The following is a 12,695-nucleotide window of genomic DNA, read 5'->3' on the forward strand; positions in this document are numbered from 1 at the left end:
ACTTGCAAGATACCGCTGTGCCAACCCTTGACGCGACTTTCTTCCGAGTCTTAACTCACATCCTAAATTAAGTCGTGAGGGGCGTTCGAGAAGTGAACACTCGCAAGGGACGTACGCGGGGTGCCTGTACATGCCGCGGACGCCGTCATGACTCTCCTTCGGAAAGGGACGCCAGAGCCATGCGCAGAATCCGAGCCGCGGCCGCCGGTGCGGTCACTGTCTCCATGCTGACCGCCGTGACCGCCTGTGGTGGCGGCTCGTCGACGGACGGCGGGTCCAACGACTCGCCCAAGACCCTCACCTACTGGGCCTCCAACCAGGGCACCAGTGTCGAGGTCGACAAGAAGGTCCTCCAGCCCGAGCTCGACAAGTTCGAGCAGGACACCGGGATCAAGGTGGAGCTGGAGGTCGTGCCCTGGTCGGATCTGCTCAACCGGATCCTCACCGCGGCCACCTCGGGCCAGGGGCCCGACGTCCTGAACATCGGCAACACGTGGAGCGCCTCCCTCCAGGCCACGGGGGCGCTGCTGCCCTGGGACGCGAAGAACTTCGACAAGATCGGCGGGAAGGACCGCTTCGTGGAGTCGGCGCTCGGCTCCACCGGCGCGGCGGGCCAGGACCCGGCCGCGGTGCCGCTGTACTCGATGGCGTACGCGCTCTACTACAACAAGCAGATGTTCGCCGACGCCGGCATCGCGAAGCCGCCGACGACCTGGGACGAGTTCGTCGCCGCCGGTAAGAAGCTTTCCCAGGACGGCAAGTGGGGAGCGGCCTTCGAAGGCTCGAACCCCGCGGAGAACATCCACCACGCCGTCGTCTTCGCCAAGCAGCACGGGGGTGACTTCTTCACCGCCGACGGCAAGCCGGACTTCACCAATGACGGCGCGGTCGAGGGGGTCAAGCAGTTCGTCGACCTGATGGCCACGGACAAGATCGTCGCGCCGGGCAACGCCGAGTACGCGCAGAACCAGTCCGTCAGCGACTTCGCCACGGGCAAGACGGGCATGCTGCTGTGGCAGTCCGCGACCGCCAACCTGGTGTCGCAGGGCATGAGCGAGGACGACTTCGGCATCGCTCCGGTGCCTGTGCAGTCGGGCACTCCGGGGACCGGCACGAGCGTGAACTCGATGGTCATGGGCATCAACCTGTCCGTGTTCAAGAACACCGACAACCTCGACGGCTCCACCGAGTTCGTGAAGTTCATGACCAGCGACGCGGAGCAGAAGATCCTCAACAAGGCTTACAGTTCCATCCCGCCCGTCAAGGCCGCCCAGACGGACGCCGCCTTCAACACCGCGGCGACCGCCGTGCTGAAGGACACGCTCGCCAAGAGCGCCGTCGCGGCTCCGCAGGTCGCCGACGAGTCCCAGTTCGAGACGGCCGTAGGTACAGCCATCAAGAACCTGTTCGCCGACGCCGCCGCCGGCAAGCCGGTGACGACGGAGTCGGTGAAGGCCCAGCTCGAAAAGGCCCAGACGCAGATGCCGACGAAGTGAGCGCGAGCACAAAAATGACCACCACGACCGCCTCCCAAGAGGCCGGCGATCGGACGGTGCGCAAGAACTCCCCCGGTGCGGCGCGTGGCCCGCGCCGCCCCGGGCGGATCACTCGCATCGGACTGCCCTACCTGCTGCTTCTGCCCGCCCTGCTTCTCGAACTGCTCGTACACCTCGTGCCGATGGTGATCGGCATCGTGATGAGCTTCAAGGAACTCACCCAGTTCTACATCCGCGACTGGGGCACCGCGCCCTGGTCGGGCCTGGACAACTACAAGGTGTCGGTGGACTTCGACGGGCCCGTCGGCAAGGCGCTGCTCGACTCGTTTCTCCTCACCATCGGCTTCACCCTGCTGTCGGTCGGCCTGTGCTGGCTGATCGGCACGGCGGCCGCGCTCTGCATGCAGGACGCCTTCCGGGGCCGCGGTCTGCTACGGGCCCTGTTCCTGGTGCCGTACGCGTTGCCCGTCTACGCGGCCGTCATCACCTGGGTGTTCATGTTCCAGCACGACAACGGCCTGGTGAACCACGTCCTGCACGACCAGTTGGGCATCACCGACCAGCCGTCCTTCTGGCTTCTCGGCGACAACGCCTTCTACGCCCTGCTCACCGTGTCCGTGTGGAAGGGCTGGCCGTTCGCCTTCCTCATCGTCATGGCGGGCCTGCAGAACATCCCCAAGGACCTGTACGAGGCGGCCGCCCTCGACGGCGCCGGTGTGTGGCAGCAGATCCGCCGCATCACCCTGCCCTCGCTGCGACCTGTCAACCAGGTACTGGTCCTGGTCCTGTTCCTGTGGACGTTCAACGACTTCAACACGCCGTACGTCCTGTTCGGCAAGTCCGCACCGCCGGCCGCGGACCTCATCTCGGTGCACATCTACCAGGCGTCGTTCGTCAGCTGGAACTTCGGCTACGGCTCCGCCATGTCGGTCCTGCTGCTGCTCTTCCTGCTCGTCGTGACGGGCGTCTACCTCCTGCTGACCTCCCGAGGAAGGAAGACGGCCGATGTCTAGTACCTCCACGAAGCTCCGCTCCCCGATGGCCCAGCCGCGTTCTTTCCTCTGGACCCGGCGGATCTTCCTCACCCTGCTCAGCGGCTTCGTCCTGGTGCCCGTCTACGTCATGGTCTCCAGTTCGCTGAAGCCCTTGCAGGACGTCCAGACGAAGTTCGAGTGGGTGCCGAGCAGCCTGACCATCCGCCCGTACATCGACATCTGGACGACGATCCCGCTCGCCAAGTACTTCGTGAACTCGCTGATCGTGGCGGGTGCGGCGACGGCCTGCTCGGTGGTGATCGCGGTCTTCGCGGCGTACGCCGTCAGCCGCTACAACTTCCGCGGCAAGCGCGTCTTCACGGTCACCGTGCTGTCCACCCAGATGTTCCCCGGCATCCTCTTCCTGCTGCCGCTGTTCCTCCTCTACGTCAACATCGGCAACGCCACCGGCATCGCCCTGTTCGGATCCCGCGGCGGGCTGATCCTGACGTATCTGACCTTCTCCCTCCCGTTCTCGATCTGGATGCTGATCGGGTACTTCGACTCGGTGCCGCGCGACCTGGACGAGGCGGCACTGGTGGACGGCTGCGGGCCGCTCGGCGCACTGTTCCGGGTCGTCGTGCCGGCCGCGATCCCCGGCATCATCGCGGTCGCCGTCTACGCCTTCATGACCGCCTGGGGCGAGGTGCTGTTCGCGTCGGTGATGACCACCGAACAGACCCGCACACTCGCCGTCGGGCTCCAGGGCTACTCCACGCTCTACAACGTCTACTGGAACCAGATCATGGCCGCGTCGCTCGTCGTCAGCGTCCCCGTGGTCGCCGGCTTCCTGCTCCTCCAGCGTTTTCTGGTCACCGGGCTCACCGCGGGAGCCGTCAAGTGACCAACTCCCCCCTCCCCGAAAGGACTTCCGTGACCATCGACCTTGCCGCTTTCCCCGAGGACTTCCTGTGGGGCACGGCCACGTCGGCCTACCAGATCGAGGGTGCCGTCGCCGAGGACGGCCGCTCCCCCTCCATCTGGGACACCTTCTCGCACACCCCCGGCAAGATCGACAACGGCGACGACGGGGACATCGCCTGCGATCACTACCACCGCTGGCGCGAGGACATCGATATCATGCGCCAACTGGGCACCAACGCCTACCGGTTGTCCGTCGCCTGGCCACGTGTCGTACCGGGCGGCGACGGCCCGGTCAACGCCAAGGGGCTCGACTTCTACGACGGGCTGATCGACGCTCTCCTGGAGGCGGGCATCACCCCGTCCGTCACCCTCTACCACTGGGATCTGCCCCAGGTGTTGCAGGACCGGGGCGGCTGGCCCGTCCGCGACACGGCCTACCACTTCGCGTCATTCTCGGCGGCCGTCGCGGAGCGTCTCGGTGACCGCGTCAAGCACTGGACCACGCTCAACGAGCCGCTGTGCTCGGCCTGGATCGGCCACCTGGAGGGCCGGATGGCCCCTGGCTGGACGGACCTCACGGCCGCGGTCCAGACGTCGTACCACCTGCTCCTCGGTCATGGCCTCGCCACCCAGGCGATCCGCGCGGCCGTCTCCGACGCCCAGGTCGGCATCGTCAACAACCTTTCCTACGTCGAGCCCGCCACCGACCGCCCCGAGGACGTGGCGGCGGCCCGCCGGCTCGACGGCCACACCAACCGCTGGTGGCTCGACCCGGTGCACGGCCGCGGCTTCCCGGCGGACATGCTGGAGGTCTACGGAGTCGAACTCCCCGAGCAGCCTGGCGACTTGGAGACCATCGCGGCGCCCCTGGACTGGCTGGGCCTCAACTACTACTTCCCGTCCACGGTCGCCGACGACCCCACAGGTCCGGCGCCCCGCGTCCGCGCGGTCCGCCGTCTCGGCGTACCGCGCACCGGCATGGACTGGGAGGTCGGCGCCCACGGCATGGAGAGCCTCCTGCTCCGTCTGACGAACGACTACGGCGCCCAGAAGATCTACATCACCGAGAACGGCTCCGCCTACCCCGACATCGTGCGTCCCGACGGGACGGTCGACGATCCCGAGCGCACCGACTACCTGGAGCAGCACCTCGCGGCCTGTGCCTCGGCGGCTGCCCAGGGCGTTCCGCTCGCCGGCTACTTCGCGTGGTCGCTGCTCGACAACTTCGAGTGGGCATACGGCTACGACAAGCGTTTTGGGCTCGTGCACGTGGACTACAAGACCCAGCGCCGCACGGTGAAGGGAACCGGGCACCGGTACGCGGACATCATCCGGGCACACGGAAGGAAGCGGCGGAGCGCCGCCTAGCCGATTCGGCTGCCGGTGGGCCCCCTGTCGCGGGAGGGGCCCACCGGTCGTACGCACCGGTCGTAAATGCATTGGATCTCTCCGGACGGGTCTCTGTAGCTTGGCCAAAAACCTAGTACTCCTAGGTTTTGTCACGCCCGAACCCAGGAGCACTCCCCCATGCGATCACTCACCGAGCAGGACATCCGCAACTCGTTCGTCAACTGCTCCAAGGGCGAGGCCAAGCGTCTCTCGATACCGCGCGATCTCGGTGAGCGTCCCTGGGACGACCTCGACTTCCTCGGGTGGCGAGATCCGGGGGCGCCCGACCGCAGTTACCTGGTCACCGAACGGGCCGGCGACCTGGTCGGCGTCACGCTGCGCTTTCCCTCCTCCCAACGCGGCTTCCTGCACCGCAGCATGTGCTCGCTGTGCCTGACCACGCATCCGGGCAATGGCGTGTCGCTGATGACGGCCCGTAAGACGGGCGCGGCCGGGCGCGAGGGCAACTCGGTCGGCATCTACATGTGCGCCGACCTCGCCTGTTCCCTGTACGTACGCGGCAAGAAGGCCCTTGAATCCGGCAGTCGCTTCGAGGAGAGCCTGACAGTGGAGCAGCAGATCGCCCGGACGGTGAGCAATCTGTCGGCGTTCCTGGAGAAGCTGGATTGATCTGCCCCGAGCGGTCATCCCTCAGCCACGGCGATCACGATCGTGCCGGTTACCGGTCGCGCAGCCGCGCCGCCTCCACCCGGTGAAGGTGGATCAGGATGTCGTGGCTCGGGGCGAGCGCGATGTCGTAGGGGCCGTCCGGGTAGTCGGTGCCGATGCTGCGGGTCGGCCGGGCCGTGTTCAGCCAGGCCCTGGCCGGTGACCCGGTCGTCCGCAGGTCGACGACGTAGTCGCGGTACCGCACGCGGTCCAGGGTGCGCTCGTTCGTCCCGGCACTGGCCGGACCCAGGGTGAAGCGCTGGACCTTGCCGTCGGGACCCGTGGCGTTGAACGAGCCCTGGTCGAAGGTGAGGCCGACGCTCACGTAGTCCGGGCCGAGGCTGTCGCGCAGGAACGCGCCCTGCATCCTGGGGTAGTCGGCCGGGGCGAACGTCTCGTAACCGACGTGCGCGTTGTGCGCGGAGAGCAGGACCTTGGTGCCCGTGTGCCGCTCCCACCAGGCGACGTCCTCCGCCATCACCGAGTCGCGGTAGCGCATCGCGGCGGCGGCCTGTGCCGGATCCTCCATGTCGAAGGCGTAGCCGCGGGCGGTCTGGTCGATGGCGTTCGCGTGCTGGACCGCCCAGGCGTACGCCTCGTTCGCTTCCCCTCCCGAGCCGGCGGGCCGGCGCCGCAGCAGTTCCAGCGCCTCACCGGTCCTGGCCGCCATGTCCTTCCGCTCGGCGAGCGGCTTGGTGAAGTACCGATCCATGTACGTCCCCGTCGCCACGGTGGGGCGCAGTCCTCGGTAGAGCTCGGTGAAGCGCGCGAGAAGCTCGGGGTGGGAGCGGGCCACATAGTCCGTGACCTTGTCGTAGAGCTCGGGTCCGGCCCAGCCGAAGTCGTCGCCCATGAACTGAACCGGATCGTGCGGGTGCTGGATGTTGTAGGCGCGCATCCACGAGACGAGCTCCAGGTACTCCGCGTTGTTCCACCACGAGTAGTCGGCCTGGAACTCCTCGCTCATGATGCGCCGCGGGTCGCCCTTGCCGTACAGGACGTAGTCATTGAGGCGCAGGCCTGTGCTCCAGGCGGCCTCCAGGGCGAAGGTGCGGAAACCCTTCTCCTGGACGAGGTGGCGGAAGACGCGGTCCTTGAGGGCGAAGAAGTCGTGCGAGCTGTGGGTGGCCTCGCCGACGCCCACCACGCGCGCGTGGCCGATCATCCGGTCGAGGGCGTGCAGATCAGTGCTGTCGCCGCCCGGCTCCGCGGTCCGCAGCGGGTGCGCTTCACGTTCGAGTGCACCGACGACCTGGTGGTCGGTCGCCATGGCGACGGAGTCGGGGGGCGCGCCGACGAGGCAGGCGCCGAGACAGACGAGCAGGGCCAGGACGGTTCCGGACCGGTGCAATTTCATGATCCAAGGCTCCCGTGCCGGACCCGTACGATCCATCCGGCAGGCCCCCACAAGGTGCCGGGGGAACACTGGTCGGTGTAGATGTGGTTTTCCCCACACGTTCGATGCATCCATGGAACGGGAAAGGCCCAAGGGTGCGACAGGAACGTAGTGAGGACCGTGGTGAGTGGGCGACCTCCGTCGCCCAGCTCGTGAAGCGTCGACGAGAGCCCGTGGTCGTCCAGGCGCTCAGATCGGCGGCGGCCGCGACGATCGCGTACGTCATCGCGCTGCACCTCAGCCCCGAGCCCGCGCCGCTCACCGCGCCCCTGACGGCCCTGCTCGTCGTGCAGGTCACCCTGTACGCCACGATCACCACCGGCATCCGGCGGGTGAACTCCGTGGTCGCCGGCGTCATCATCGCCATCGCGTTCAGCAGCCTGGTCGGGCTGACCTGGTGGAGCCTGGCCCTGCTGATCATCACCTCGCTGGCCGTGGGGCATCTCGTACGGGTCAGCGAGTTCGTTCCCGAAGTGGCGATCAGCGCCATGCTGATCCTCGGCGTCACCAGGGTGGGTGACACCGCGTGGGCCCGGGTGCTGGAAACGCTGATCGGGGCGGTCGTGGGGCTCGCCTGCAACCTCGTACTGGCGCCACCCGTGTGGGTGGGCGTGGCCGGGGAGTCCATCGAGGATCTGGCGCGCCGGATGCGGCAGTTGATGCTGCGGATCGGCGAGGAGGTCGCGGGCCGCACCCCCGCCTCGCTGGCGGCCGAGCGACTGTACGAAGCGCGCCGCCTGGACCACGACATCGTCGACGTGGACGCGGCGCTGCGGCAGGCCGAGGACAGCCTGAAGCTCAATCCGCGCGTGCGCGAGGGCCTGCTGCACCGGGTCGTGCTGCGCACCGGCCTCGACACACTGGAGATCTGCACCGTGGTCCTGCGGGTGCTCGCACGCAGCCTCACCGACCTGGCCAAGGAGCGCGAGCCGGAGCCGCTGTTCGAGCCCCAGGCCGGGGCCACTCTCGAGCAGCTGTTGTCCGAGGTCGCCGACGCCATCGTCAGTTTCGCCGTCCTGGTGACCACCGATGTCACCCGCAGCGCCGAGTCCGCGGAGGAGCGGCTCGCCACGGAACTCACCACGGCCGCCGCCACCCGCGACAAGCTGGCCCAGCTGTTCCTCGAAGAGATCCAGCGTGACGCCAGCCAGTGGGAGCTGCAGGGCGCGGTGCTCACCGAGGTCAACCGCATCATCGCCGAACTCGACACGGAGTACCGGTCCCGACGGCTCCTGGAGGAGCTGGACCGCTGCGCGCGCGAGGACCGCGAGCGCCGGCCATGGCTCACGCGGCTGCGCCGCCAACTGCGCGTCCCGCGGGTGCTGCGCAGGAACCGGCGCCCTGCTTCCCGTCGTTCTACGTGAGGAAGCCGCAGTTCTGGGCGAGGAAGCCGCACGAGCATTTTCACGACGAGGGACGCTTCACAACGAGGGTCGCTTCACAACGACGAGGGGGGAGCGGACGGATGACCGACAGCACCGTGCGGATCGAGGGGAACACGCTGCGTCTGCCGGGCGAGGTGCGGGTGCGGTTCATCCGGACCCTACGCCTGCCCGAAAAGGGCACCCACTCGCTGCCCCCGGGGCTCGGCGAGTTCCCGGTACGTCGTGTCGAGGACTACGTGGACACCGTGCCCGCCGAATGGCGGGCGCGCGGCGGTGTGATGCTGCCGGTGTATCTGCGCGAGGCGATGTGGCTGAGTTTCGGGGGGACGGCGGAACCGGCCGCCCTGCAGGTCGGTGTGGGCAAGGTGTGCGCCGTCTCGGGCAAGCCGTGGAGTTCCCGGCTCGGCAGGGACCCGCAGAACTATGTGGTGCTGCCCCGTCAGCCGTGGCTCGACGGGATCAACTCCGGCAAGGGCACGGTCCGCCAGTTCGTGGCGGTGCCCCTTGGTCTGGGCGCCACCGTCGAGGGCCAGGTCACCGGCGAGGAGGTGTGGGGCGGCGTGCAGCTGCAGTCGTTCCCCCTGCGCGAGGAGGAACTGCGTGCCTGGCGCGAGGCGGAGCAGCGCAGGGCCGCGGCGCGCAGGGAGATGACGGTGTCCGCCGGTGGCTATGGCGCCGCGTTCCCGATGGCCGCGCCGCCCGCTCCGGGCGGCGCACCGGGGCCTGTGCGGGCGCCGGGGGGCCGGGCGAGGAGCGCTCCGGCGATGGGGCTCGGGGTCGGCGGCTCGATGCGTCAGGAGGTCTACCAGGACGACCGGCCGCTCAAGGCCTGGACCGAGGAGCCCGCCGGGCGGGTGTTCGTGCACCTGGTGACGCCCCCGGAGTGGCGCCGCATCACGGGCGAGGCGGCCCCGCCGTCCCCCGTGGACCGCGCGGCCTACACCAGGGCGGGGCTCCCGTGGTTCGACTACTACGACCAGGACGCCACGGACCTCTCCCCCACGGACACGCTCGGCTCGGTGCAGCCGGTCGGCGACTGGCTCGGGGACGACCACGACCCCTGGCAGCAGCCCCTCCCGAACCAGGTGAAACCGCTCGGAGACGCGCCGGGCAGGCCGGTCGCGGACGGTGACTGGTGACGGTGACTGGTGACTCGTAACCGGTAACTGGTAACTGGTAACTGGTAACTGGCGAAGATCCCGTTGCGCAGTCCGCAACGCTCATTGCCCTTCTTGCATCTCCGGGGTGGCGCACGCCAAGGTGGCTGTCACAGGTGAGGCAACCGACACCCGAGGTGCAGACATGAGCAGTGAGGCAGATCGGCCCCGCGACTCGGGCCGCGGCTGGACAAGGCGCCGTTTCGTCGGCGCACTGGCCGGGGTCGCCTCGGTGTCGACGGTCGCGGCAGCGGCCGTCGTCAGGTCTGATCCATCGCCGGCCGCCCCGAGGACGGTTCCGCCGACGTCCGGACGCCCGGAGGAGACGACCGCGCCGACCACCAACAGCTCCCGCCCGCTCTTCCTCGGGACATACACCTCGGTCGAGGGCGGCGGAAAGGGCATCGGCCTGGCCACGTACGACTCCGCGACGGGCCGCATCACTGGTAAGGGCGCCGTCATCACAGGCGTCGGCGACCCCTCGTATCTCGCGGTCCATCCGGACGGCCGCACGCTGTACGCCGTCGATGAGCGGGAGGCGGGCAGGGTGACGGCCGTACGCCTCGCCCGGAACGACGTTCTCGGCAGCCGCACCACCGGTGGCGCGAGCCCCTGCCACCTGTCCGTGCATCCGAGCGGGCACTGGCTGCTGAGCGCGGACTACGGGTCGGGGAGTGTGGCCGTGCACCCGATCGAAGCCTCAGGGGCGCTCGGTGAGCGCACCGACCTCGTCACGCACTCGAGCCCCGCGCCCGGTCCGGGTCAACAGGGGCCGCACGCCCACCAGTTCATCACCAGCCCCGACGGCGGCCACGTGCTCGCCGTCGATCTGGGCACCGACACCGTCTACACCTACCGTCTGGACGAGTCCAAGGGCACGCTCACCGAGGTTTCCCGAGCGCATACCCGGCCGGGGGCGGGACCGCGCCATCTCACCTTCCACCCCGGCGGCCGCTTCGCCTATCTCGCCGACGAGGTCGACAACACGGTCACCGTCTGCGCCTACGACCCGGCCGACGGGCGGCTCACACCGGGCGAGCCGCAGCCCACGGGGACGGGCGCGGGAACGAGCTATCCGGCGCAGATCCTGGTGACCTCGCACGGGTCGTACGCCTATCTCGCCAACCGGGGCCACAACAGCCTGACGCGGTACGCGGTCGAGGCGGACGGCGCCCGTCTGAAGCTGCTGGACACCGTGCCGGTCGGCGGTGACTTCCCGCGCCACATCGCCTTCTCGCCGGACGAAAGGCTGCTGTTCGCGGCGAACCAGAGGTCGAGCACCGTCAGCGTCTTCCACGTCGACGGCGAGAGCGGTGAACTCCGGCTCGCGGGTGAGCCGTTCACCTCACCTGTCGCCGTCTGTGCGCTGCCGCTGTAGCGCGCGGGGGCAGGACGCGGCGGCGGCCTGGTTGAGCAGGACGTGCATCCGTTCCGTGAGCTGCGCGACGGTGTCGGCGGGCTTGTGGAAGGGCAGGCGTACGTCGCCGTTGCCACGCATCCGCTCGATGCGCAGCGTGAGTCCGTGGCGGTCGACGGCGAGAGGCTGGACGCGCACAGCGCCGTGCAGGCTGTCCGGTTCGACCAGCCGGGTCAGCCGGTCGATCGCGTCCGGGTGGGCGTCGGCGAGATGGGTGAGCAGCGCGGACTCGGCCATGGCGAGGGGGTCCGGGTGCGCGTCGGCGAACTCGTCGAGGTCGAGCACGACCGTCCCGGACGGCTGACGCAGCACCGCGCGCGTCGCACGGAACGCCAGATGCCCTTGCTCGGAGGCGAACCAGCCGGCGAGCCACAGTCTGGCGCGGATCCGGTTCCGCACGGGAACGGGCGCGACATCGGCGAACTCCAGGACTGCGGACGGCTCACCGCGAGGCGCGCAGATCGCGGCCGTGAGCAGCGCGCTGTCGTCCGGCACATGCAGGAGGATCCTGCCGTCCGCGGCCACGGAGTGCGCGCCGACGAACTCCTCCCGGCCGCCCTCCGCGGTCACCGCGCATGACCATGCCGCGGCAAGCACCGAACGTGCGCGCTCCGCCGCGGCAGGCGCGGCCGTCCAGGTGTCACGGTCACCCATCAGACTCCTCCTTAGGTAAGGCTTGCCTAACCTATCGAAGATCCGGGTGTACGCCAACCACAACTCGCCATCCTTTGAGAACGCTTTTGAAGCGCGGTGAGCGAACCGGGCCTCAGGGAGCGATCGCACCCAGCAGCGCCCGTGCACACAGATCGCGCACCTGTTCCCGGCTCAACTCCGCACCCCGCAGCCACTCCAGGCACACGGCCGTGGTGAAGGCCGGCCAGCCGCGCCCGACCCCGGTTACCGGCTCCGGGTGGCCGAACGGCTGACGCTTACGCCGGCGGGCTGCGTCTGCACCTCGAAGGCCGCACGCATGCGTCGGACTCAGCGGTCGGCGGTCCAGTGGCCCGGGCGGGTGAGTGACGGCGGCAGCTTCGTCCCGGCGCTGCCGCGGGCCGCGTTCAGCTGCGGCCGGGTCAGGAAGAAGGCGCCGGTCAGATCGGCGTCCGTGAGGTCGGTGTCCCGCAGGTCGGCGCCGATCAGGTCAGCTCCTCGCAGGTCGGCGCCGGTCAGGTCGGCGGCGATGAGGTAAGCGCCGCGCAGATCGGCACCGCGCAGGTCGGCGCCCTTGAGCCGGGCGCCCATCAGGTCGGCGCCCCGGCGGTCCTTCTTCCTCCCCCGGCCGAATCCGGCGCGCATGAGTTCGCTGGCCCGCAGCAGCAGTACGTTGACCTGCTGTCGGTGCGCACCCACGTCCAACTCGCCCAGTTCTTCCGGGGTCCGGCGGGTGAGGTGCTCGGTGCTGTCGAGCGCGCGGCGGAGGTCGGCGTACAGGGGTTGAGCGGCGGGCAGCGTCAGTGCCTCTTGGAGATACCAGAGCAGTTCGTGGAGTTGGCGTACGACCGGGAAGACGTCGAACATCTGCCGGGCCTGTTCACGGCTTCCCGAGCGCCAGTCCCGGCCGCCGAAGGTGATCTGCGAGACCTTCTGGCCGGCGCCGAAGCAGTCGTACACCGTGCAGCCCGTGAAGCCCTTCTGCGGCAGTTCGGGGTGGATGCCGCACCGGGAGTCGGTCCGCAGGTTCGGGCACGGCGTCCCCGCGTCCTTGTCGATCGCGAAGTCGGCCGAGCGGGTGAAGGGCAGGGCGACACAGCAGAGCCCGAAGCACTCGCCGCAGTCGGCCTCCAGGTCGAGGCGCCGGTCACGGGCAGCTCCGTTGTCCTCTTGCATGACGCCCAGCCTACTGAACTGGGGCTATGCGGTTTTCGCCCCCACCGCACCACCACGACCC

Annotated in this window: 11 protein-coding genes and 1 pseudogene; 8 read left to right on the forward strand and 4 right to left on the reverse strand. The window is 69.0% G+C overall.

The genetic code is table 11. The features are described from left to right. Window positions 1-179 precede the first annotated feature (179 nt). The 5 genes from ACFYPC_RS29860 (at window position 180) to ACFYPC_RS29880 (ending at window position 5,413) form a co-directional block, all read left to right on the forward strand. The gene (locus ACFYPC_RS29860; protein ID WP_391888838.1) at window positions 180-1,496 is read left to right on the forward strand and encodes an ABC transporter substrate-binding protein; all 1,317 of its coding nucleotides are present in this window, start codon (window positions 180-182) and stop codon (window positions 1,494-1,496) included. 14 nt (window positions 1,497-1,510) lie between these two features. Then, window positions 1,511-2,509, forward strand: a complete 999-nt coding sequence (locus ACFYPC_RS29865) for a carbohydrate ABC transporter permease (RefSeq protein WP_391888841.1) — start codon at window positions 1,511-1,513, stop codon at window positions 2,507-2,509. After that, window positions 2,502-3,374, forward strand: coding sequence for a carbohydrate ABC transporter permease (locus ACFYPC_RS29870; RefSeq protein ID WP_391888843.1), 873 nt, complete (start codon window positions 2,502-2,504; stop codon window positions 3,372-3,374). The genes ACFYPC_RS29865 and ACFYPC_RS29870 overlap by 8 nt, the downstream gene beginning before the upstream one ends. A gap of 29 nt (window positions 3,375-3,403) precedes the next feature. Beyond that, window positions 3,404-4,762 carry a GH1 family beta-glucosidase gene (locus ACFYPC_RS29875; RefSeq protein ID WP_391888844.1) on the forward strand — a complete coding sequence of 453 codons (1,359 nt, stop codon included), beginning with the start codon at window positions 3,404-3,406 and terminating at the stop codon, window positions 4,760-4,762. Window positions 4,763-4,921: 159 nt separating this feature from the next. Further along, a complete protein-coding gene (locus ACFYPC_RS29880; RefSeq protein WP_391888846.1) occupies window positions 4,922-5,413 on the forward strand; it encodes an FBP domain-containing protein in 492 nt (163 codons plus the stop codon). Between the two features lie 49 nt (window positions 5,414-5,462). Here ACFYPC_RS29880 and ACFYPC_RS29885 read toward each other — a convergent pair whose 3' ends face one another. Next, window positions 5,463-6,809, reverse strand: a complete 1,347-nt coding sequence (locus ACFYPC_RS29885) for an erythromycin esterase family protein (RefSeq protein ID WP_391888848.1) — start codon at window positions 6,807-6,809, stop codon at window positions 5,463-5,465. Between the two features lie 134 nt (window positions 6,810-6,943). On the opposite strand from ACFYPC_RS29885, the gene ACFYPC_RS29890 reads away from it, so the two are divergent. The 3 genes from ACFYPC_RS29890 (at window position 6,944) to ACFYPC_RS29900 (ending at window position 10,768) form a co-directional block, all read left to right on the forward strand. Then, window positions 6,944-8,212: an aromatic acid exporter family protein gene (locus ACFYPC_RS29890; protein ID WP_391888850.1), complete on the forward strand. Its 1,269-nt coding sequence runs from the start codon at window positions 6,944-6,946 to the stop codon at window positions 8,210-8,212. Window positions 8,213-8,313: 101 nt separating this feature from the next. After that, a complete protein-coding gene (locus tag ACFYPC_RS29895) occupies window positions 8,314-9,372 on the forward strand; it encodes a hypothetical protein (protein ID WP_391888852.1) in 1,059 nt (352 codons plus the stop codon). A 163-nt stretch (window positions 9,373-9,535) separates the two neighbouring features. After that, the gene (locus ACFYPC_RS29900) at window positions 9,536-10,768 is read left to right on the forward strand and encodes a lactonase family protein (protein ID WP_391888855.1); all 1,233 of its coding nucleotides are present in this window, start codon (window positions 9,536-9,538) and stop codon (window positions 10,766-10,768) included. On the opposite strand, the gene ACFYPC_RS29905 is transcribed toward ACFYPC_RS29900, so the two are convergent. From ACFYPC_RS29905 to ACFYPC_RS29915, 3 genes and pseudogenes are all read right to left on the reverse strand, one after another. After that, window positions 10,736-11,461, reverse strand: a complete 726-nt coding sequence (locus tag ACFYPC_RS29905; RefSeq protein ID WP_391888858.1) for a DUF2470 domain-containing protein — start codon at window positions 11,459-11,461, stop codon at window positions 10,736-10,738. The genes ACFYPC_RS29900 and ACFYPC_RS29905 overlap by 33 nt on opposite strands. Window positions 11,462-11,573: 112 nt before the next feature. Beyond that, window positions 11,574-11,693: pseudogene (locus tag ACFYPC_RS29910) on the reverse strand (TetR/AcrR family transcriptional regulator); the annotation flags it as partial. Window positions 11,694-11,788: 95 nt separating this feature from the next. Beyond that, window positions 11,789-12,634 (reverse strand): pentapeptide repeat-containing protein, encoded by an 846-nt coding sequence (locus ACFYPC_RS29915; protein WP_391888860.1) that lies wholly within the window; start codon window positions 12,632-12,634, stop codon window positions 11,789-11,791. Between the last annotated feature and the right edge of the window lie 61 nt (window positions 12,635-12,695).

Source organism: Streptomyces sp. NPDC005808 (assembly GCF_042871385.1).
Taxonomy (GTDB): domain Bacteria; phylum Actinomycetota; class Actinomycetes; order Streptomycetales; family Streptomycetaceae; genus Streptomyces.